Here is a 21,891-nt window from a genome sequence, read left to right as displayed (position 1 = left end):
GGCGCAGATGATGCGGTTGCAACGTCTGAGTCTCAACATGCCGCGCTGCGCCCGTGAGGCTGGCAGGTAATTCAGCCGTCAGCCACTGGCCGTCCCGCTTTTCGTAAGAGCATGCAAACTCGCGATCAAGCTCTGAGATTCATGCTGCGCTAGAGCCCGGATCGCCAGCAAGCTGGCTCCTACAGGGGGCTGGCTATCTGAGTACAGCCTTCCGTGACCGGCCATCCCGGTTTTTGTAGGAGCGAGCTCGCTCGCGATCAAGCGCTAGACTCATGCTGCGGGAGAGCCCGGATCGCCAGCAAGCTGGCTCCTACAGAGGCTGGCGATCTGAGCACAGCCGTCAGCGACCAGCCGCCCCGCTTTTCGTAGGAGCGAGCTCGCTCGCGATCAAGCGCTGAGACTCATGCTGCGGGAGAGCCCGGATCGCCAGCAAGCTGGCTCCTACAGGGGGCTGGCTATCTGAGTACAGCCGTCAGCCACTGGCCGTCCCGCTTTTCGTAGGAGCGAGCTCGCTCGCGATCAGACCCGCGTCATCAGCCGACAGGTTCAGCTGTGCCCCATCGATGCTGCCACGTAGAATCGCGCTCTTTTTTGCTGGAGCATGCCATGAGCGCGCTGAAGTCCTCCCCCGACGAGCTTCGTAACGACCTGGTCTACGGCCTCGACGACCGCCCCCGTCCCTGGATCGCCTTTCTCGCCGCCTTGCAGCATCTGCTGGCGATCATCGTGCCGATCGTCACGCCCGGGTTGCTGATCTGCCAAGCCATCGGCGTATCTCCACGCGACACCAATATCATCGTGTCCATGTCGCTGGTGATTTCCGGCATCGCCACCTTCGTCCAGTGCAAACGCTTTGGCCCGCTCGGTGCGGGACTGTTGATCGTGCAAGGCACCAGCTTCAACTTCGTTGGCCCGCTGATCGCTGGCGGCGTGCTGATGGTCAAGCAGGGCACGCCGGTCGAAGCGGTGATGTCGGCGATTTTCGGTGTGGTGATTGCCGGCTCTTTTATCGAGATGGGCGTCTCGCGCGTGCTGCCGTTCATCAAGCGGCTGATCACACCGCTGGTAACCGGCATCGTGGTGCTGATGATCGGCCTGACGCTGATCAAAGTCGGGCTGATCAGCATGGGCGGTGGCTACGCCGCCATGGGTGACGGGAGCTTCGCCAGCCGCGAGAATCTGCTGCTCTCCGGCGTAGTGCTGAGCGCCATCGTCGTGCTCAACCGCCTGCCGGTGCAGTGGATGCGCAGCTGCGCCATCATCATCGCGCTGGCCATCGGTTATGCGTTGTCCGCCTATCTGGGCCGACTGGATTTCACCGGCATGCACGAAGCCGAACTGTTCGAAGTGCCGATGCCGCTGCATTTTGGCCTCGGCTTTTCCTGGAGTCTGTTCATCCCCATGGTGGTGATCTACCTGGTCACCTCGCTCGAAGCCATCGGCGACATCACCGCCACCAGCAAACTCTCACGCCAACCGGTGGAGGGCCCGCTGTGGATGCAGCGCATCAAGGGCGGTGTCTTGGTCAACGGTGCCAACTCGCTGCTGGCGGGCTTCTTCAATACCTTTCCCAGCTCGGTGTTCGCCCAAAACAACGGCATCATTCAGCTCACCGGGATCGCCAGCCGCTACGTCGGCATGTGGATCGCAGTCATGCTGGTGATACTCGGGCTGTTCCCAGCCGTCGCAGGCGTGCTGCAGGCCGTGCCCGAGCCCGTACTGGGTGGCGCCGCTATTGTGATGTTCGGTGCGGTAGCGGCCGCGGGCATCAACATCCTCGCGGGCATCAGGCTGGACCGGCGCGCGCTGTTGATCATTTCGGTCTCGCTGGCACTGGGCCTGGGTTTCTCCCAGGTACCAGAGTTCCTGGCAAACCTGCCGGGCGAGCTGCGCAACGTGCTTGAATCCGGCGTCGCAACCGGCGGCATCTGCGCCCTGGTGATGAACTGGTTCCTGCCCGAGTCGCCGGCAAGCACAGAGCAAGACCCGGTCTGATCAACTGGTACGCGCCTCCTGAGCGAGGCGCTGGCAGACCTCGTCGGCGATCGCCAGGGCAGCGGTCAGTCCTGGCGATTCGATGCCGAACAGATTCACCAGCCCCGCAACGCCATGCTCGGCCGGCCCGTCGATACGGAAATCCGCAGCCGGTACGCCGGGTCCACTGATCTTCGGGCGAATGCCGGTGTACGCCGGTTGCAACGCACCATCGGGCAATCCCGGCCAGTAACGGCGGATGGCGGCATAAAAACCGTCAGCGCGACTTTCATCCATCGTGTAATCCAGGCCGTCGACCCACTCCACGTCCGGGCCGAAACGCGCCTGACCGCCGAGGTCCAGTGTCAGGTGCACGCCCAGCCCGCCAGGCTCGGGCAACGGATAGACCAGATGGTGGAAAGGAGTTGCAGTCGACAGGCTGAAATAGCTGCCCTTGGCGAAGTAGCGCGCCGGCACCGATTCGGCGGCAAGCCCCGCCGTGCGCGCAGCGATCTCAGGCGCGGCATGACCGGCGCAGTTGATGACGCTGGCGGCAAGCAGCGTCATGGGCGCGTCGCCGCCGACTTCGACGCGCAACCCCGCGTCCATCACCGCCATTGCCGTGACCGGTGCATGCAGCGCCAACAGCGCGCCCGCGGCTTCGGCATCGCCTTGCAGCGCCAGCATCAAGGCGTGACTGTCGACGATTCCAGTGCTCGGCGAGAGCAATCCAGCCACGGCATTGAGCTGCGGCTCCAGCGTCTTCACCTCGTCCGCATGGAGTCTGCGCAAATCGTCGACGCCGTTGGCCAGGGCATGAGCCTGTAGCGCATCGAGCCCCGCCAATTGGGACTCATCGGTGGCGACGATCAACTTGCCGCAACGCCGATAAGGCACGCCGTGACTGTCGCAGAACGCATAGAGTGCATCGCGCCCGGCCACGCACAGCCGCGCCTTCAGCGAACCCTGTGGATAGTAAATGCCGACGTGAATGACCTCGCTGTTGCGCGAACTGGTGCCCGTACCGATAGCTGACTCAGCTTCCAGTATCAGGACCTCGCGTCCGGCCTGGGCCAGTGCACGCGATACCGCCAGCCCCACCACGCCAGCACCGATGACCACACAATCGACCTGCTCCATTCCCGCTCCCCTGCAATTAGGCGAGCGCCAGACTGCCGCAAGATCGAACCGCGGCCAAGCCTCGCTTGCCCAACATCCATACACTCATGAAAAAGGGAGCCACCATGCGCATAGGCGTCATCTCCGACACCCACGGCCTGCTGCGCCCTGAAGCCATCGCTGCGCTGCAGGGTTGCGAGCGCATCATCCATGCCGGTGACATCGGCAAACCCGAGGTCCTGGACAGGTTGCGCGAGCTGGCGCCACTGGACGTCATTCGTGGCAATGTCGACAGCGGTGATTGGGCCACAGCGGTTCCGGAGCACCTGGATTTGGAAATCGGCGGGCTGCGCATCCACGTCACCCATGACGTCAAGACGATGGGGATCGACCCGGTCGCCGAGCGGGTCGACGTGGTCATCGCCGGGCACTCGCACCAGCCCAAGATCGAGCAGGTCAACGGCGTGCTCTACCTCAACCCGGGGAGCGCCGGGCGTCGCCGCTTCACACTGCCTATCAGCCTGGCCCTGCTGGACATCGAGGACGGCCAGCCGCGTGCGCAGCTAGTGACGCTGGGTTAATCGCTCAGCTGACGCCCATATAGCGATCGCTGCGGTGATTGACTGCCAGCACCAGATTCAGTGCCACCGCGCCCAGCACCGAGAGCGCAACCTTATCCAGCGGCACGATGAACACCGCCGCCAGCACGATCAGCGCATCGATGCCCATCTGGAAGGTCCCGGCGCGCAGGCCGAAGCGCTCCTGCAGGAACAGCGCGAGGATGTTGACGCCACCGAGGCTGGCGCGGTGACGGAACAGCATCAACAGCCCGACGCCCATGGCGAAGCCGCCGAACAGCGCGGCGTAATAGATGTTCAGCTCGGCAAAGCGAATCCAGTTCGGTGTCAGTTCGGCCAGCAGCGACACCAGACCCACCGCAATGATGGTGCGCAGCGTAAAGCTCCAGCCCATGCGCCAGATCGCCAGTAGGTAGAACGGGATATTGAGCGTGAAGAACACCAGACCGAAGGGCCAGCCAGCGAAATACTTGAGCAGAAACGCCAGACCGACCGTGCCGCCAGTCAATAGCCCGGCATGGCTGTAGAAGGCAATGCCCAACGCCACCATCGCGGTGCCCAGCAGTAGCGCCAGCGCATCCTCCCAGAGCGGATGGCGGACGAAGATCGCGGCGATGGTTTCCGCCTGCTCCGCGTCCTCGCGTTCAGCGTCACGCTGGTTGACGTCCGCGTCCGCTGCGCCACGTTGCACTACGCCACGTTGCACTGCGCCCTGTTTGTCGTTCTGCATGAAAGGTGTCTCGTGAGAAGCGGAGGGAAAGCATAGAAGCTGACGCCAGGCGAGGACTTGGCGTCGGTCAAGGAAGCCTGGGGATGCCTCGGGTCAGCGACGCTGCCAGGTCTCGAAGCGATAGCCGGGCGCCTCGCCCTCGGCAGGATGTGACTGGCTCTCGGTACACTGCCATTCGGCTTCTTCGAAGGCGGGGAAAAAGGCGTCGCCTTCAGGGGCCGCATCGATTCGGGTGAGGTAGAGGCGCTGAGCCTGCCCCGATGCCTGGGCGTAGAGTTGCGCGCCGCCAATCAGCATCAGCTCCTCGACACCCTGCTCGCGCGCCCACTGCTCCGCGCGAACCAGCGCAGCGTCGAGCGTAGTAAAGGTTTCGGCACCGTCGAGCTGCAGGTCCTGCTGGCGGCTGACCACCAGATTCAGCCGACCCGGCAATGGGCGGCCGAGGGAATCCCAGGTCTTGCGCCCCATGATGATCGGCTTGCCAAGAGTCATCGCCTTGAAGTGTTTGAGGTCGGCCGGCAGGTGCCAGGGCATCGTGTTATCGAGGCCGATGACGCGGTTGTCCGCCATGGCCGCGATCATAGCGAGGGGAAGTGAGGTCTGATTCATGGCGGCGAGAATAACAGAGCGCCGGCGGAGCAGTCAGCGCCGCCAGATACACGTCAACAACATCGAACGGTCATCTTCGCTTTACCAAAGCGTCAAGCTATCGTCATTGTGACGCCTCAGGCTTACCGCTCCCCTTCCACGGAGACGCCCACAATGGCCCGCCACAGCCGCCCTACCTTGCGCCACCTGTTTGCCGCCTGCAGCCTGCTGCTGCCGATCGCCGCGTTTGCCGCCACGCCCGACGCCTCGGTCGCTGCCAAGAACGGCCGCGACGAGCCCCATCCGCTGGTCATTGCCCACCGCGGCGCCAGTGGCTACGTGCCCGAGCACACCCTTGCCTCTTACGCGCTGGCCATTCTGCAGGGCGCCGACTATGTCGAGCCGGACCTCGTCATGACCCGCGACGGCGAGCTGGTCGCCCGTCACGACAACGAGCTGGGGTTGACCACCGATGTGTCACAGCACCCCGAATTCGCCGACCGCAAGCGCACGCAAATGGTCGACGGCGTGAAGCTCACCGGCTGGTTCAGCGAAGACTTCACCCTAGCCGAGCTGAAAACCCTGCGCGCCATCGAGCGCATCCCAACGATCCGCCCCGGTAACGCGCGGCTCGACGGCAGCCTGGAAATCCCGACGCTGCAGGAGATCATCGATCTGGTGAAAACCATGCAGCTGAGCGAGCGCCGCCGCATCGGTCTGTACCCGGAAACCAAGCACCCGACGCACTTCCAGAAGCTTGGCCTGGCTATGGAAAAACCACTGGTGCGCGTCCTCCACCGCAACGGCTATGCAGGCCGCAGTGCGCCGGTCTACATCCAGTCCTTTGAAGTGGAAAACCTCAAGACCCTCAGCGGCTTGACGCAGCTGCGCCTGGTCCAGCTGTTTGGCGGTGGGCAGCCCTACGATCAGAAAGTACGTGGCAGCAAACTGACCTATGCGCAGATGGCAACCGCAGAAGGACTGAAGGCCATCTCGCGCTACGCCGCCGGCGTCGGCCCCGAAAAGAGCTACATCATTCCGCGTGACGCCAACGGCAATCTCGGCCAGCCCACCGACTTCGTGCCGAACGCCCACGCCGCTGGCCTGAAGGTGCACCCGTACACCTTCCGCGCCGAGAACGTGTTCCTTCCGGCCAATCTGCGCAACGGCGACTCCCCAACCGAGCGCGGCAATATCGAAGCTGACATACAGGCCTTCCTCGACGCTGGCATCGACGGGCTGTTCATCGATCAGCCGGATATCGCGGTAAAAGTGCGCGGGCAGTAATACCCAGCGCTACCCCGCCCGGCCAGGAGGGCCGGGCACTCCTACGTCCGGATTGTTATGCCAAGTGATCGGCGCTGAGCGAGCGAGTCAGCCGATCACGCCCGCTTGATGCAGCTCGGCCAATTCCGCTTCGCTTTTGCCGAGCACACGGGCGAGCACGCTGTCGGTGTGCTGACCGTGCAGCGGCGGCGCCTTGGCGACAACCGTTGGCGTACGCGAGAAGCGCAGCGGGCTGCGCACCATGCGCACCTCCCCGGCGACCGGATGCTCGGCGCTGATGACGAGGTCGCGGTAGCTTGCCGTTTCCGACTCCAGCGCCTGAGCGACATCCTTCACTTCACCGACCGGAATCGCCTGCGCGCGCAATGCGCCGATCAACGCCTCGTTGTTCCAGCTCGCAAAGGCATCCTGCAGTATCGGGAGCAACACTTCACGGTTCTCGGTGCGGCTCTTGTTCTGGGTAAAGCGTGGGTCGCTGTGGAGATCTGGACGCTTGAGCACGTCCAGACACAGGCGGCGATACTGCTCGTCGTTGCCCACGGCCAAGGCGATGCTGCCATCGGCGGTGTTGAACAGCTGGTAGGGCACGATGCTGGCGTGCGCATTGCCGTAGCGTTGCGGCACCTTACCCGTGTTGAGGTAGCCGGACGCGACATTGGCCAGGAAGTGCAGCGCACTGTCGGACAGCGCGATATCCACCGACTGACCGAGCCCGGACTTCTCGCGCTCGAACAGCGCCGCCAGAATGCCCTGAACCGCATTCATGCCGGTGACCAGATCGATGAAAGCCACGCCCAGGCGCATGGGCTCGCCCTCCTTGTCGCCCGTGATCGACATGAAGCCGCTCTCGGCCTGGATGATGAAGTCGTAGCCAGGCCGGTTTTCCATCGGGTTGCCGCGCCCGTATCCGGTAATCGAGCAATGGATGAGCCGAGGATTGACCGCTGCCAGCGTCTCGTAATCCAGCCCAAGGCGCTTGAGGCTCGCCGGCAGAAAATTTTCGACCACCACGTCGGCCTGCGCGGCCAGATCAAGGATCAGCTGACGCCCCTCGGGTTTACGCAAGTCCACCGCCAGGCTCTGCTTGTTGCGATTGGCGCTGAGGTAGTAGGTGGAGATGGCGGCCTTAGCCGGCGGCATCCAGCTGCGAGTGTCGTCACCCTCCAGGCTTTCGATCTTCCACACCTCGGCGCCGAGGTCCGCCAGGGCCATGGTCGACCAGGGCCCGGCGAGGATGCGTGTCAGATCCAGTACCTTGATGCCTTGCAGAACGCTCATCGACTCTCCTTCTAATCTGTACGGGCAATGGAGTCGAAACTGGCGCAAGCGGGTCGAAACCACAACAGATGGCCTGCAAACATCTGTGCGATTACCGAACCGTTTTTCGTTCATCGGACTCCCGTCAGGGTTCGATCCTTTTAAGGTGACAGCGTCGCCTGATCGCCATCCGCGCAGCCTTACAACAACTACAAGAAGAGAACACCACCATGCCCCTGACTATGAAGCGCACCCTGAGTCTGTTTCTCCTGGCCGCCACGCTCCCCCTCGCCTCGCTGGCCCAGGCCGCCGAATGGCCGACCGACACCGTCCGCCTGGTGGTGCCCTATGCACCGGGCGGGACCACGGACGTCCTGTCGCGCAAGGTTGCCGACCTGCTGCAGCAACAGATCGGCACGGTGGTCGTCGAGAATCGGCCGGGCGCCGGCTCGACCATGGCCACCGGACAACTGGCCCGCGGCGGGCGTGGCGCGGATCACACCATTCTGATGGCGTCTCCGGGGCATACCATCGGCCCGGTGATCTACAAGAAGTTGCCCTACGAGCCGGTGAAAGACTTCAAATTCATCCGTAACATCATCGAAATCCCCAACGTGATGGTGGTTCCGGCCGACAGCCCGTACAACTCGGTAGAAGAATTCATCGAGGCGGCCAAGACCAAGGAGATGACCTTCAGCTCCGCCGGCATCGGCAGCTCGATCCATATGTCCGGCGAGTTGTTCAAGACCATGACCGGCACCCAGATGACCCACGTGCCCTTCCGTGGCAGCGGTGAGGCACTGCCTGCGTTGCTCAGCGGCGACGTCGACGTCTCCTTCGAAAACATGCCGACCGTGCTCTCGCACATTCAGTCCGGCAAGCTCAAGGCGCTGGCTGTGACCTCGAAAGAGACCTCGCCCTACCTGCCGGATGTCGAGCCGCTGTCCAAAATCGGCGCGGACCTGGGCCTGGGCGAATTCGTCACGACCGCCTGGTTCGGGCTGATCGCCGATGACCAAATGTCCGACCATGCCGTCCAGACGCTGCAGACCGCACTGGACAAGGTCATGGACGATCAGGGCTTCAAGGATTTCGCCGCACAGATCGGTGGCGAGCCGGCGACCGAGGAAGGCGATGCTTTCCGTGACTATGTCGCCGAGGACGTTCAGCGCTGGCAGCGTGTAGCTGGTCAGGCCGAGCTGAACTGATCGGAGGCCGGTGATGACCACCGATGCTGCGGTGAGCCGCCCGCGCTGGGCCAATCTCAACACATGGCTGGGCGTGTTCTGGTTGATCGCGGCGCTGGTGTTTCTGTTCTACCTGGTGCCGAACCATATCGACGAAGCCCCCATGGTCGACAATCCCATGCAGTCGCCACGCTGGCTGCCCAGTGTGGCGGGCTGGCTGATCGCGGCGTTGTCGCTGGCGTTGATGGTTGAAGGCTGCTTGCGGCCGCCGGCACGGACCGCCGCCGTCGAATCCGAACGTGCACCAACCCGGCGCTGGCTGCTGATGTTGGCCGGGCTGGGCGCCTATTGGCTGCTGTTCGATCTGCTCGGCGCCATCGTCGCCGGTATTCTCGGCACGCTGCTGCTGTTTGCCGCTCATCCGGTGCGCAAGCCCTGGCTCTATCTGCTGGCGATCGCATTGCCGTGGCTGGTAAGCCTGCTGTTCATCCACGTACTGAATGTCCCGCTGCCTTCCGGCACGCTATGGAACTGACGGCGCCCTTACGCGAGTAACCGAATGGAAGGTTTTTCCGAAGTCCTGGACTTGTTTCTCAGCGTCGACAATTTCATCGCCATCTTCATCGGCGTGTTGATTGGGGTGGTCATCGGCGCGATTCCTGGCCTTACCGCGACCATGGCCGTTGCGCTAGCCCTGCCTTTCACCTTTTCGCTGGAGCCGGTGACGGCGATCCTGCTGCTAGTGGGCATCTACAAGGGCGGCATGTACGGCGGTTCGATCACCGCCATTCTGATCCACACGCCCGGTTCGCCGGCCGCCGCCTGCACGTTGCTCGACGGCTATCCGTTGACGCAGCAGGGCAAGGCGAAGAAGGCGCTGCAGATGGCGCTCTACTCATCATGCATCGCCGATGTGTTATCGAACCTGGCGCTGATCCTTTTCGCCTCCTACCTGGCCAAGGTCGCGCTCAATTTCGGGCCGCCAGAGTTCTTTTGGCTGATCTGCTTTTCGCTGACCATCATCGTCTCCATCGCAGGCGACTCGCCGATCAAGGGTCTGATCGCTGCCAGCTTCGGCGTCATCGTGTCCATGATTGGCATGGATGCGGTGTACGGCAGCCAACGCCTGACCTTCGATAACTACAACCTGATGGACCGGGTCTCCTTCGTGCCGTTGCTGATCGGCCTGTTCGCTATCCCCGAGGTGATCGATTTCTACCTGAAGAAGGCCGGCCCGCATATCCGCGCCGCCTCCAGCGGGGCTGGCCTGACGCTTGGCGAACTCAAATCCAGCCTCGTCACCATCGTGCGCGGCTCCTTTATCGGCGTGATAATCGGCGCCATTCCAGGCGCCGGCGCCACCGCGGCATCATTCATCTCCTATAGCGAAGCCAAACGGCGCTCGGCCAACCGGGCGAACTTCGGCAAAGGCGAACTCGAAGGCGTCGCCGCGGCCGAGTCAGGCAACAACGGCGTGGCCGGCGCAACCCTCATACCGCTGCTGTCGCTGGGTATCCCGGGCGATGTGATCACAGCGATCATCCTCGGTGCTTTCATGATCCATGGGCTGACGCCCGGTCCGGTGCTGTTCCAGGAAAACCTGACGTTGGTCTACGCACTGTTCTGCGGGATCATGCTGAGCTCGGCGGTGCTGCTGTTCGTCGGTCACGGCGTGATCAAGTATTTCTCACTGATCGCCGAGATCCCCAAGGCCATCCTGCTGCCCATCGTGCTGATGTTCTGCGTCTACGGTGCCTTTGCAGTGAACAACAGCCTGTTCGACATCGGCCTGATGCTGCTCTTCGGCGTGATTGGCTATCTGTTCAACCGTACCGGGTTCGCGACAGCGCCCTTCCTCCTCGGCTTCATTCTCGGGCCAATGTTCGAGGACAACCTCAGGCGCACGCTGCTGATCGGCCGCGGCGACCCGATGATCTTCTTCCGCGGGCCGATTACCTGGATCTTCATCGTGCTCACCGGCTTGTCGCTTTTCTTCGCCGTTCGGCGTTATTGGCAGGAGCGAATCCGGGCTCGTTGACCATTTCACCCTTGTGACCGGCAGCGGTTATCCTCAGGGCCGAGCCCTTCTACGAGAAACCGTGTGCCTGCACCTCTCCCAGCCTCACCGAATCCCCTCGACCGTCTCTGGCTGACCGAAGCCGTGCGCCTGCGGGAAGAACATGCCGGCCCGCTCGATGACGCCGAGGCCAACCGGCAAGCCCGTGCGCAAGGTGGGGCACTGCCAGACCTGATCGAGCATCGGGCGCTGTGGCTGGCGCGCCGCGACGGGCTGTTCGACGCGCTGCGTCATTGGCGGCAGGGCGCGAAGCTGGCCGGGTATGCGCTGATGCTACTGGCGCTGGTTACCGGGGCCGGGTTGGCGCTTGCGGCGCTGGGTGACGGAATACGGCCGGTCAATGTGTTCTGGGCACTGGGCAGCCTGCTCGGGCTGAATCTGCTGACGCTGCTGGGCTGGTTGCTGGGCTTTGTCTTCGCGGGCGACGCTAGCGGTGCATTGGGTCGGTTGTGGCTCTGGCTCAGCGAAAAGCTAGCCCGCGACGCCCGCGCGTTGCAGTTGGCGCCAGCCCTGTTGACGGTGCTGGAACAGCGACGGCTCGGGCGTTGGCTGCTGGGGCTGGGCGTGCACGGCTTATGGCTGGTTGCCATGAGCAGCGCCCTGGTGACGCTGCTCGCGCTGCTCGCCACGCGGCGTTACGGCTTTGTCTGGGAAACCACCATCCTTGGCGAAGACGCATTCGTCGGTCTGACGCAGGCGCTCGGCGTGCTGCCATCGCTGCTGGGTTTCAGCGTGCCGGACATGGCGCAGATCCGCGCCAGCGGTGATCTGGCCGACGGAGTAGAAAGCGCGCGTCAAAGCTGGGCGGGCTGGCTGGTTGGCGTGGTGCTGATCTACGGCCTGCTGCCGCGCCTGCTGCTGGCATTGCTCTGCCTGTGGCGTTGGCGACGTGGGCGGGCACAGCTGCGGCTCGACCTGCAACTACCGGCCTACCGGCTGCTGCGTGAGCGCCTTCAGCCGCCCAGCGAACACCTTGGCATCACTGACGCGGCGCCGGCAGAGTTGCATGCACCGAATGCCGGTGCGCAACTGGACGGCAGCGAGGGCGCGGTGCTGGTCGGCATCGAGCTGGACCAGAGCCAACCGTGGCCGCCAAAGCTGCCAAAAACCGTTGCTGATGCGGGCGTGCTGGATGACCGCGAGCAACGTCGGCGACTGCTCGAGCAGCTGACCCGCTTCCCACCGCAACGCCTGGCCATCGCCTGCGATCCGCGTCGTTCGCCGGATCGCGGCACCCTGGCGTTGATCGGTGAGCTGAGCCGTTGCGCGGCCCAGAGCCGTGTCTGGTTGCTGCAACCGCCCGCTGGCGAAGCGCTGGATAGCCATCGGTTGCATGATTGGCATCAGGCGCTCGATAGCCTCGGTCTACCTCATTCGGGCAGCGCACCCATGACTTGGTTGGAGACTGGCCATGATTAAGCTCGGCTCGGTTCCGCTAGAAGCCCGCTTGCTGGCTATCAAATCGGCCGCACGGCAGGGATCGCCAGCAAGCTGGCTCCTACACAAGCAGCGGATGCACGCGGCAGCCACGCAATATGCCGCGTGGCTCGTAAACGCCAACCTGGAGTCGAGGCCATGAGCGCACCTCTAAAACTCGCGCTGGTCGGACACACCAATGTCGGCAAGACCTCGCTGCTGCGCACCCTGACCCGCGACGTCAGCTTTGGCGAGGTCTCGCATCGGCCGAGCACCACCCGCCACGTCGAAGGTGCACGACTGTCCGTCGACGGCGAACCGCTACTGGAGCTCTACGACACGCCCGGCCTGGAGGACGCCATCGCTCTGCTCGATCATCTCGAGCGCATCGAACGCCCTGGCGAGCGCCTCGACGGGCCGGCCCGCACCGCCCGTTTTCTCGATGGCAGCGAGGCGCGCCAGCGCTTTGAACAGGAGGCCAAGGTCTTGCGCCAGCTGCTGGCCAGCGATGCCGGGCTCTATGTGATCGATGCCCGCGAACCGGTGCTCGCGAAATACAAGGATGAGCTGGCGGTGCTGGCCGGCTGTGGCAAGCCGCTGTTGCCGGTGCTCAACTTCGTCGCGCAAACCGGACACCGCGAAGAGCAATGGCGCGAAGCGCTGGCGCGCCTGGGCCTGCACGCGCTGGTGCGCTTCGACAGCGTGGCACCACCGATTGATGGCGAGCGCCGACTCTATGAAAGCCTGGCGCTGCTACTGGAACAGTCGCGGCCCAAACTGCAGCGGCTGATCGACGACCACGAGGCCCAGGCAGCCGCGCGGCTGAGCGAAGGCAACCGGTTGATCGCCGAACTGCTGGTCGATGTGGCCGCTTGTCGCCGCAGCGTTGCGGCGCAGCCAGACCTGGAGCGCGGCGCCATCCGTGAATTGCACGACGCCGTGCGTTCCCGCGAGCAACGCTGCGTCGAAGCATTACTGCGGCTATACGGGTTCCGTCCACAGGATGCGGCGGCCGCCGATTTGCCTCTGCTCGACGGTCGCTGGGGTAATGACCTGTTCAATCCCGAAACGCTCAAGGAGCTGGGCGTCAAGATCGGCGGCGGGATGGCGGCCGGCGCGGCCGCCGGTGCTGGGGTCGACCTCATGGTTGGCGGTATCACCATGGGCGCGGCCGCACTGCTGGGAGCACTTGCCGGCGGCGGAGCGCAGACCGCCAGGCACTATGGCAACCGCCTGTTGGGCAAACTCAAGGGCCAGCGCGAATTGACCGTCGATGATGGCGTGCTGCGCCTGCTCGCTGTACGGCAACGCCAGCTGCTCGTCGCCCTCGCCGCCCGTGGGCACGCCGCAATGGAGGCGATCCGTCTCGACGCACCGGACGACAAGGCCTGGCGCGAGGGTAAGCTGCCTGAGGCCTTGCATCGTTGCCGCGCACATCCGCAATGGTCTTCTCTGAACCCCGGCTCACGCCTGGAGCAATCCGAGCGACAGCAGCAACTGATGGAACTGGTGCGGACTCTGCAGCGCAGCTAAGCCGTTGCGGCAGTCCCTGATGTGCGGAGAGCCATGGGGATTCTGGTGGGCTGAAGCCCACCCTACATGAAGACACCACGCTCGGCCGTAGGGTGGGCTTCAGCCCACCGTAGCGCTACCGCATAAGTGTTTCACTTCCCCTAATGCCTGGACGTTGCCGGGCAGGCAGCCGGCTCCCTGCCCTCACCCACGACTGGCGCCGCCACGCTACCGAAACGCAACGCGCCCAGCGTCGCCAGCATGATCAGCAGCCCGCCGGACCATTCCGTCAGCGTCAATCGCTCCCCCAGCCAGAGCCCGGCGATAATCGCGCCGAACAGCGGCTCGGACCCCATCAACAAAGAAACACGTGTAGCGCTGGTGCGGCCAAGCGCCAGGTTCTGTACATAGAGAGCAAACAACGTGGCGAAGGCCACCAGGTACAGGGTCGCGGCCCAGAATGCCGGACTCTGCGGCAACGTCAGCAAGCCACCCGGCAGTGATAGGCCCAGTAGCAGACAACCCAACATCACAACCCCGCTTTGCACCGCCGTCAGTGCGAGCGGCGGCACCTGCTGATCAGCTGTCAGCCGTCGCGTCAGGCACACCAGCACGGCGCGCAATACTGCGGCTGCTAACATCAGCCCATCCCCCGGGTTGAGCGAGATTGCCATGCCTCCGGTCAGCAGCCAGACGCCGACCAACGACAGGGCACAAGCCACAAACAACAGGTTGCTCGGGCGCTGACGCACCATCGCCCATTCCACGAAGGGCGTGAACACCACGCACAGGCTGATGAGAAAGGCCGCGTTGCTGGCGGTGGTGAGCATCACCCCCCAGGTTTCGCAGAGAAAGATCCCCAGCATCACCAGGCCCAGCGGTAAGCCCGGCCGAATCGCGCGCAACCCATCCCCGCGCAGCTGCGGCAACAGCAGAACAAAGGTCAGCCCGAAGCGGATCGCCAGAAATCCCAGCACCGGATAGAACCACAGGGCCTGCTTGGCCACCGCGTAGCTGCTGCCCCAGATGATCGCCACCATCAGTAGCATGGCATCGGCCAGCCAGAGATTGCGTTGTGTGACACCGCGCCAGTCGTGCATGCCCATCACCCCTCTTCAGATCGAGGCGATTGTCCATTGATACGCTGAGGTCGATAATCCAGTGATTCAGCAAAGGACTTGTTCGCCATGAGAACGAATTACAGGACAACGCTGTTACCGGGAATGGCAGTGTTCGTGCGCGTGGTGGAAGCCGGCAGCTTCTCCGCCGCCGCCCGGCAGCTTGGCACCACCGCTTCGGCAGTGAGCCGCCAGGTCGCGCGGCTGGAGCAGGAGTTGTCGTTGCGGTTGCTGGAGCGCACAACACGGCAGCTGCGATTGAACGAAGCCGGCAGTGAGTTCTACGCCCATTGCAGGGCAATGCTCGACGCTGCCGAGCAGGCGCTGGCCATCGGCGAACGCCTGATGAGCCGCCCCCGCGGGCTTGTGCGCCTGAGCGTGCCAAAAGCCTACGGAAAGTTTGTCATCAGTCCGCTGATGCCGAATTTCCTGCACCGTTACGCCGATGTCGACGTGCAACTGCACATCAGCGACCAGAGCCCCGACCTGATCGAGGATGGCTTCGACCTGCTGGTGAAAGTCACCGACCAACCACCAGAAGGCCTCGCCGGCAAACCGCTTGGGCCGGTACGCCAGCTGCTCTGCGCGAGCCCGCACTACCTGCAACAGCAAGGCACGCCGCAGCATCCGCAGGAATTGCTCAGACACAGCTGCATGTTTCTGGGTGAAAACGCTGGCGACAACCGTTGGCATTTCAGCAACGGCGATCAGCAGGAAGTAGTGACGGTGCGTGGCCGCTATATCAGCAATCACAGCGAAGCGCGGCTGGATGCAGCGGTAGGGGATATCGGTATCACGGTGCTGCCGCAATTCACGGCGGCGCAAGCGCTGGCGGAGGGGCGCTTGCGCGAAGTGCTGCCGCAGTGGCGCTACACCGGCTCGTATCAGGGCGCGGCCTGGCTCCTGTGGCGACAGAACCTGCACCTGCCGCCGAAGCAGCGGGTGCTAATTGACTACCTAAGCGAGGCGCTGACCACGAGCTAAGCACCATACCGATATGTGACGGCTACTGCGGCGTGCCGCCTCTAGCGCAAAGGTAGCCAGAGCACCGAGCGGCCTTTGGCTCTTGGTGGGCTGAAGCCCACCCTACAATCTGGAAAACGAGCTCCCGTAGGGTGGGCTTCAGCCCGCCAGGGCAGTCACAGCGCCCGGCGTTTCCCCAAAAAGGATCAGTCGCGCTTGGCGACTTCCTCGGCCATGCGCGTAAGGCCCAGGTGACGCACGTCGGTGCCGCGCACCAGATAGATCACCATTTCAGCAATGTTGCGCGCGTGGTCGCCGATACGTTCCAGCGAGCGCAGCACCCAGATCACGCTGAGTACGCGAGAAATCGAGCGAGGGTCTTCCATCATGTAGGTGACCAGTTCGCGCAGCGCAGTCTTGTATTCGCGGTCGACCGTCTTGTCGTACTGCGCCACCGACAGCGCCAGCTCGGCGTCGAAGCGGGCGAAGGCATCCAGTGACTCCTGCACCATCCGACGTACCTGATCACCGATATGGCGGACCTCGACATAGCCGCGTGGCGACTCGCCGTCTTCGCACAGTTCGATGGCACGACGGGCGATCTTGGTCGCTTCGTCACCGATGCGCTCCAGATCGATGACCGACTTGGAGATGCTAATGATCAGGCGCAGATCGGAGGCCGCTGGCTGGCGGCGCGCGAGAATACGAATGCACTCTTCGTCGATGTCGCGCTCCATATGGTTGATCTGATCATCCACGTCGCGCACCTGCTGCGCGAGCCCGGAATCGGCATCGATCAGCGCAGTAACCGCATCGTTGACCTGCTTTTCCACCAGGCCACCCATGGCCAGGAGATGGCTGCGCACCTCTTCCAGCTCGGCGTTGAACTGCTGGGAGATGTGTTGGGTGTGGCTGTCTTTGCTGATCATCTGTTTCGCTCCGAGGAGGCTGCCGCTAGGCGGCTCTGGTGCGCAGCGCACCTGAAAAATTGTCGAGTTAACGTTGAGGCCCTTGGGAAATCTTCACTGGTGCGGAGGGCGCGCGCTGACAGTACGAGTAGTACGGCAAGCGCGCCCGACAAAGCCAGAGGAGATTTCCCATGGCATCAACCGTAGCGGCCGGTGATGTAGTCTTCGGTCTGCTTCTTTTCGGGATTGGTGAACAGCGTGTCGGTGTCGCCGTACTCGATCAGCTTGCCCATGTACATGAACGCGGTGTAGTCGGACACCCGCGCGGCCTGCTGCATGTTGTGGGTGACGATGACGATGGTGTACTTGGCCTTGAGCTCGTAAATCAGCTCTTCGACTTTCAACGAGGAAATCGGGTCGAGCGCCGAACTCGGCTCGTCCAGCAGCAGCACTTCGGGTTGCACGGCGATGGTACGGGCGATAACCAGACGCTGCTGCTGACCACCGGAAAGGCCGAGGGCCGATTCGTGCAGGCGGTCCTTCACTTCTTCCCACAGCGCGGCGCCCTTGAGCGCCCATTCGACGGTCTCGTCCAGCACGCGCTTCTGCTTGATGCCCTGGATGCGCAGGCCGTAGACGACGTTCTCGTAGATGCTCTTGGGGAACGGGTTCGGCTTCTGGAACACCATGCCGACGCGACGACGCAGGTCGGCGACGTCCTCACCCTTGCGGTAGATGTTGTGGCCATCGAGGTTGATGGCGCCTTCGATACGGCAGCCGTCGACCAGATCATTCATGCGGTTGAAGCAGCGCAGCAGAGTCGACTTGCCGCAACCGGACGGGCCGATAAAGGCCGTCACACGTTGGCGCGGGATGTTCATGCTGACGTTGTACAGCGCCTGCTTTTCGCCGTAGTAGAGGCTCAGGTCAGGCACTTCGATGGCCACGGCTTCGTTGGCCAGGCTCAGCGCCCGCTTGTCGCGACCCAGCGCCGAAATGTCGATGGAATGCGTCTTTGCTTGTGACATGGATGTCTCCGTATCGCTGGAGGCTAGAAGCTCGGGCTGCGATCGTTGCAGCGCCGGGCCACCAGCGGGTCTGTCGGCTATTAGTGGTCGAGCGCTTTGTATTTTTCGCGCAGATGGTTACGGATCACGACGGCCGAGAGGTTCAGCGTCGCGATCACCAGCACCAGCAGCAGCGCCGTTGCATAGACCAGCGGCCGCGCCGCCTCGACGTTGGGGCTCTGGAAGCCGACATCATAGATATGAAAGCCCAGGTGCATGATCTTCTGATCCAGGTGCAGGTAGGGGTAGTTACCGTTGAGCGGCAGGCTCGGCGCCAGCTTGACCACACCCACCAGCATCAAGGGTGCGACCTCGCCGGCGGCACGGGCCACGGCGAGAATCAGGCCGGTCATCATCGCCGGGCTGGCCATCGGCAGGACCACTTTCCACAGCGTCTCGGACTTGGTCGCACCCAGCGCCAGCGAGCCTTCGCGGAGAATACGCGGAATACGGGCCAGGCCTTCCTCGGTGGCCACGATGACCACCGGCAGCGTCAGGATCGCCAGGGTCAACGATGCCCACACCAGGCCTGGAGTGCCGAACACCGGCGCCGGAGCTGCTTCGGGGTAGAAGATCTGATCAAGCGAACCACCCAGGACGTAGACGAAGAAGCCCAGGCCGAACACGCCGTAGACGATCGAGGGAACCCCGGCGAGGTTGTTGACCGCGATGCGGATGATGCGGGTCAGCAGGCCTTGCTTGGCATATTCACGCAGGTAGACCGCCGCAATCACGCCGAACGGGGTGACGATCACCGCCATGATGATGGTCATCAGCACGGTGCCGAAAATTGCCGGAAAGATGCCGCCTTCGGTGTTCGCCTCACGTGGTTCGTCACTGACGAACTCCCACACCTTGGCAAAGTAGAAGCCTAGCTTGTCGAGCGTCGACATGGCGTTCGGGCGGTAGGCACGGACGATCTTGCCGAGGCTGATCTCCTTTTCCTGACCGTCCATGGTGCGCATGGTGATGCTGTCGCGATTGAAGCCTGTGTAGAGCGCGACCAGCTCGCTCTCGAGCGCCTTGTATTCGGCGTCCCACTGCGCCCGCTCGGCATCGAGTTCGGCCTGTGCGGCCGCATCGAGCTTATCGTCCAGCTCCAGCTTGCGGGTCTTCAGACGCAGGCGTTCCAGGCCATGGTTGATGCGACCGATGTCGACCTTTTCCAGCTTGGCGATCCCGGCATGCAGGCTGTCGATGCGGTCAATGCGCTTTTGCAGCTCTGGCCATGCGGCATCGCCCTCGGCCACCAGTTGACCGCCTTCTTTGACGTTCAACAGCTCGCCATAGAAGTTGCCCCACTCGCGGCGCTCCAGCGCCACCAGATCGGCCGGCTTGCGCTGATTGCTCAGCCACTCGCCGACGACCCAGGAGAAGTCCGCACCGTAGACCTCGCGGTTACCGACCTTGAGCAGCTCACGGGTCATGAACTCGCCGCCTTCGACGTCCACCGGCAGCCCACTGGCCGCCAGACGTGCACGCGGCACTTCTTCAGCCTGCACCACTTCGCCAGCCATCACCCGCGGCTGCGATCCCGGCACTTGGTAGTCGGCGACGATCACATCGTCCGGCCAGAAATGCTCGAGGCCGCGCACGGCGATTACCGCCAGCAGGCCGAGGGTCATGATCACGGCGATCGCCACGGCGCCCGCGTTCATCCAGACCCAGGGGCTGCCGCTCTTGATCCAGGTTTTCAGCGAATCCTTTTTCACGGATCGATACCTTTGTCGAAAACTTGTCGCAGCCGTCACCGGCTGCGTTCTTTATTACAGGCTGGCGTACTTGAGGCGCAGGCGCTGGCGGATCAGCTCGGCCAGGGTGTTCATCACGAAGGTGAACATCAGCAGCACCATCGCGGCGAGAAACAGCACGCGATAGTGAGTGCTGCCCACTTCCGATTCGGGCATTTCCACTGCGACGTTGGCCGCCAGGGTGCGCATGCCTTCGAAGATGTTGGCTTCCATGATCGGCGTGTTGCCGGTGGCCATCAGCACGATCATGGTTTCGCCCACGGCGCGGCCCATGCCGATCATCAATGCGGAGAAGATGCCGGGACTGGCGGTCAACAGCACCACGCGGGTCAGCGTCTGCCAGGGCGTGGCGCCGAGTGCCAGGGAACCTAGCGTGAGGCTGCGCGGCACACTGAACACGGCGTCTTCGGCAATCGAGTAGATCGTCGGGATCACCGCGAAGCCCATTGCGATGCCAATCACCAGAGCGTTGCGCTGGTCGAAGGGGATGCCCATGTCGTTGGACAGCCACAGGCGCATGTCACCACCGAAGAACCAGTTTTCCAGGTATCCGCTGATGGCCAGGGAGCCCCAACCCACCACAAGGATCACCGGTATCAGCAACAGCGCTTCCCAACCATCCGGCACGCTCAGGCGAATGTTTTCCGGCAGCCGGCTCCAGAACCAACCGGCGAAGAGAATCGCCACTGGCATCAGCAGCAGCAGGCTGAAAATGCCGGGCAGGTGGTTTTCCAAATAGGGCGCGAGGAACAAGCCGGCAAAGAAGCCGAGGATGACCGTTGGCAGCGCCTCCATCAGTTCGATCACCGGCTTGACCTTGCGGCGTAGCGTCGGCGCCATGAAATACGCGGTATACAGCGCGGCGCAGATCGCCAGCGGAGCGGCCAGCAGCATCGCGTAGAACGCCGCCTTGAGCGTACCGAACGCCAGTGGCGAGAGGCTCAGCTTGGGCTCGAAGTCACCGGTAGCCGACGTGGACTGCCAAACGTAGTCCGGCTCCGGGTAACTTTCGTACCAGACCTTGCCCCAGAGCGCGCTCCAGGAAATCTCCGGGTGCGGATTGTCGATCACGAAACGCTGCAGCTGGTCACCTGATTCGACCAACAGGCGCGTGGCCCGAGGCGACATGGCGGCGACGGCAGCGCCCTCTGCGACCTGCTCGGTCAGCAGCTCGCGATGAGCCGTGCTGTGGAAGATGCCCAGAGTGCCGGCGCTGTCGAGGGCAAGGAAGCCCTTGCGGCGCTCTTCGGGAAGAATTTGTGTGATCGGTTGATCGGCCAGCTGAAAGTTGCGCACGTTCTTCAGTTCAGGCTGACCGTCGTTGCTGCGCACCATGAACCACTGACCGATGCTGCCATTCGAGTCGCCGACCATCAGCGAGATGCCGCCCAGCAGCGAGGCTACCGTGGTGATCTCGCCTTTGCCGCCAAGTAGCTTGTAGCGACCGTTGAGTTGCTTGCGGCGCAGATCGAAGACATCAACGCTGGCGCGACCGCTCACGGCGAACAACCACATGTGCCGCGGGTCGATGCGCAGCGCCTTGATTGGCTCGGAGAGTTGCGGCAGATCCATCCGCTCCTCTTCAAGGCTTTTTTCACCGGTCATCAAATTTTCAGTGGAGACGATTTTCAAGGCATGCAACGCGCCATTCGTAGCGCCTGCGACCATCAGGGTCGAGCCGTTGAGACTGATGCCTGCATGCTCGATGGGCCGCCCTTGCGGATCAAGGTTCAGCGGTTGTTCACCGAAGGGGTAGTCCAGCTGCGGCGTGATGGTCTTCTTGCCTTCCGGGTAGCTGACTTTGTAATTGTGCTCTGCAACCAGCACTTGGCCGTTGCTCAGCCCCAGCACCATGCGGCGATTGCCCGGCGTGTCCTGGCCGACCGAGACGATCTGGCTGCCAGCCGGCAGCGGCAACTCTACGGTACGCAGCAGGTCGCCAGTGGGTACGCTGAAGAAACGAACGGCTCCGTCGCTACCCAGACGCATCGCCACCTTGTTCTGCTCTTCCACGGCCAGCAACAGCGGCTCGCCGGCATCGGCCAGCCAGGCCGGCTGCTGCACTTCACGCGCCTCCAGTTCGGCGCCCTGAAACATGGGCGCTACGACCTGCGCGAGATAGAAGAAAATCAGGGTGATGGCGCCAAGCACGGCGAGGCCGCCAATGGAGACATACCAGCGCGCCAGCTTGTCTTTTAATGCGCGGATACGGCGCTTGCGCTGCAGGGCCGGGGTGTTGAAATCCAGCCGCTGCACATCGGAATTCGCGCTCATGGTCTCGATATCGTTCATGCGAAGGTTCCTGGCCACTCAGGCCGCTTAAACTGCTGCGCCGTTGGCGCGAGTCGTTTCCTGGCTT

Annotated in this window: 18 protein-coding genes; 9 read left to right on the top strand and 9 right to left on the bottom strand. The window is 63.2% G+C overall.

Going from position 1 to position 21,891, the window contains the following annotated elements; all coding sequences use genetic code 11:
• The first annotated feature begins 606 nt into the window (after positions 1-606).
• The gene (locus tag RT21_RS03130) at positions 607-1,995 is read left to right on the top strand and encodes a uracil-xanthine permease family protein (RefSeq protein ID WP_046161574.1); all 1,389 of its coding nucleotides are present in this window, start codon (positions 607-609) and stop codon (positions 1,993-1,995) included.
• Here the strand turns inward: RT21_RS03130 and RT21_RS03125 are convergent, their stop codons facing one another.
• Positions 1,996-3,114 carry an NAD(P)/FAD-dependent oxidoreductase gene (locus RT21_RS03125; protein WP_046161573.1) on the bottom strand — a complete coding sequence of 373 codons (1,119 nt, stop codon included), beginning with the start codon at positions 3,112-3,114 and terminating at the stop codon, positions 1,996-1,998.
• 104 nt (positions 3,115-3,218) lie between these two features.
• Here RT21_RS03125 and RT21_RS03120 point away from each other — a divergent pair, with 104 nt between their 5' ends.
• Entirely contained in the window at positions 3,219-3,674 is a 456-nt protein-coding gene (locus RT21_RS03120; protein WP_046161572.1) for a metallophosphoesterase family protein, read from the top strand.
• Between the two features lie 4 nt (positions 3,675-3,678).
• On the opposite strand, the gene RT21_RS03115 is transcribed toward RT21_RS03120, so the two are convergent.
• Positions 3,679-4,401, bottom strand: coding sequence for a YitT family protein (locus tag RT21_RS03115; RefSeq protein WP_082082100.1), 723 nt, complete (start codon positions 4,399-4,401; stop codon positions 3,679-3,681).
• A gap of 93 nt (positions 4,402-4,494) precedes the next feature.
• On the bottom strand, positions 4,495-5,010 hold the full coding sequence (locus tag RT21_RS03110; protein WP_046161571.1) for a dihydrofolate reductase: 516 nt from the start codon (positions 5,008-5,010) through the stop codon (positions 4,495-4,497).
• Positions 5,011-5,163: 153 nt separating this feature from the next.
• Here RT21_RS03110 and RT21_RS03105 point away from each other — a divergent pair, with 153 nt between their 5' ends.
• A complete protein-coding gene (locus RT21_RS03105) occupies positions 5,164-6,276 on the top strand; it encodes a glycerophosphodiester phosphodiesterase (RefSeq protein ID WP_046161570.1) in 1,113 nt (370 codons plus the stop codon).
• Positions 6,277-6,363: 87 nt separating this feature from the next.
• Here the strand turns inward: RT21_RS03105 and RT21_RS03100 are convergent, their stop codons facing one another.
• Positions 6,364-7,554, bottom strand: coding sequence for a CaiB/BaiF CoA transferase family protein (locus RT21_RS03100; RefSeq protein WP_046161569.1), 1,191 nt, complete (start codon positions 7,552-7,554; stop codon positions 6,364-6,366).
• Positions 7,555-7,763: 209 nt separating this feature from the next.
• Between RT21_RS03100 and RT21_RS03095 the strand changes: the two genes are divergently transcribed.
• From RT21_RS03095 to RT21_RS03075, 5 genes are all read left to right on the top strand, one after another.
• The gene (locus RT21_RS03095) at positions 7,764-8,741 is read left to right on the top strand and encodes a Bug family tripartite tricarboxylate transporter substrate binding protein (protein ID WP_200598788.1); all 978 of its coding nucleotides are present in this window, start codon (positions 7,764-7,766) and stop codon (positions 8,739-8,741) included.
• Positions 8,742-8,754: 13 nt separating this feature from the next.
• Positions 8,755-9,255, top strand: a complete 501-nt coding sequence (locus RT21_RS03090) for a tripartite tricarboxylate transporter TctB family protein (RefSeq protein WP_046161567.1) — start codon at positions 8,755-8,757, stop codon at positions 9,253-9,255.
• 24 nt (positions 9,256-9,279) lie between these two features.
• On the top strand, positions 9,280-10,758 hold the full coding sequence (locus RT21_RS03085) for a tripartite tricarboxylate transporter permease (RefSeq protein WP_045423590.1): 1,479 nt from the start codon (positions 9,280-9,282) through the stop codon (positions 10,756-10,758).
• 63 nt (positions 10,759-10,821) lie between these two features.
• Positions 10,822-12,216 carry a DUF2868 domain-containing protein gene (locus RT21_RS03080; protein WP_046161566.1) on the top strand — a complete coding sequence of 465 codons (1,395 nt, stop codon included), beginning with the start codon at positions 10,822-10,824 and terminating at the stop codon, positions 12,214-12,216.
• A 156-nt stretch (positions 12,217-12,372) separates the two neighbouring features.
• Positions 12,373-13,746: a GTPase/DUF3482 domain-containing protein gene (locus RT21_RS03075; RefSeq protein WP_046161565.1), complete on the top strand. Its 1,374-nt coding sequence runs from the start codon at positions 12,373-12,375 to the stop codon at positions 13,744-13,746.
• Between the two features lie 140 nt (positions 13,747-13,886).
• Here the strand turns inward: RT21_RS03075 and RT21_RS03070 are convergent, their stop codons facing one another.
• Positions 13,887-14,825, bottom strand: coding sequence for a DMT family transporter (locus tag RT21_RS03070; protein WP_046161829.1), 939 nt, complete (start codon positions 14,823-14,825; stop codon positions 13,887-13,889).
• 87 nt (positions 14,826-14,912) lie between these two features.
• On the opposite strand from RT21_RS03070, the gene RT21_RS03065 reads away from it, so the two are divergent.
• A complete protein-coding gene (locus tag RT21_RS03065; RefSeq protein ID WP_046161564.1) occupies positions 14,913-15,827 on the top strand; it encodes a LysR family transcriptional regulator in 915 nt (304 codons plus the stop codon).
• Positions 15,828-16,012: 185 nt separating this feature from the next.
• Here RT21_RS03065 and phoU read toward each other — a convergent pair whose 3' ends face one another.
• The 4 genes from phoU to RT21_RS03045 all read right to left on the bottom strand — a co-directional run bounded on the left by phoU (position 16,013) and on the right by RT21_RS03045 (position 21,824).
• Positions 16,013-16,735, bottom strand: a complete 723-nt coding sequence (gene phoU, locus RT21_RS03060; protein WP_045423579.1) for a phosphate signaling complex protein PhoU — start codon at positions 16,733-16,735, stop codon at positions 16,013-16,015.
• Between the two features lie 176 nt (positions 16,736-16,911).
• Positions 16,912-17,742, bottom strand: coding sequence for a phosphate ABC transporter ATP-binding protein PstB (pstB, locus tag RT21_RS03055; protein ID WP_045423577.1), 831 nt, complete (start codon positions 17,740-17,742; stop codon positions 16,912-16,914).
• A gap of 80 nt (positions 17,743-17,822) precedes the next feature.
• Positions 17,823-19,439, bottom strand: a complete 1,617-nt coding sequence (gene pstA, locus RT21_RS03050) for a phosphate ABC transporter permease PstA (RefSeq protein WP_177327050.1) — start codon at positions 19,437-19,439, stop codon at positions 17,823-17,825.
• A gap of 108 nt (positions 19,440-19,547) precedes the next feature.
• A complete protein-coding gene (locus RT21_RS03045) occupies positions 19,548-21,824 on the bottom strand; it encodes an ABC transporter permease subunit (protein WP_046161562.1) in 2,277 nt (758 codons plus the stop codon).
• Positions 21,825-21,891: the final 67 nt, after the last annotated feature.

Origin of the sequence: Pseudomonas sp. 10B238, assembly GCF_000970615.1 — a bacterium.
In the GTDB taxonomy this organism is placed as follows: Bacteria; Pseudomonadota; Gammaproteobacteria; order Pseudomonadales; family Pseudomonadaceae; genus Stutzerimonas.
Note: the sequence above shows the minus strand (reverse complement) of the source record. Positions and strands in the feature narration are given on the sequence as shown.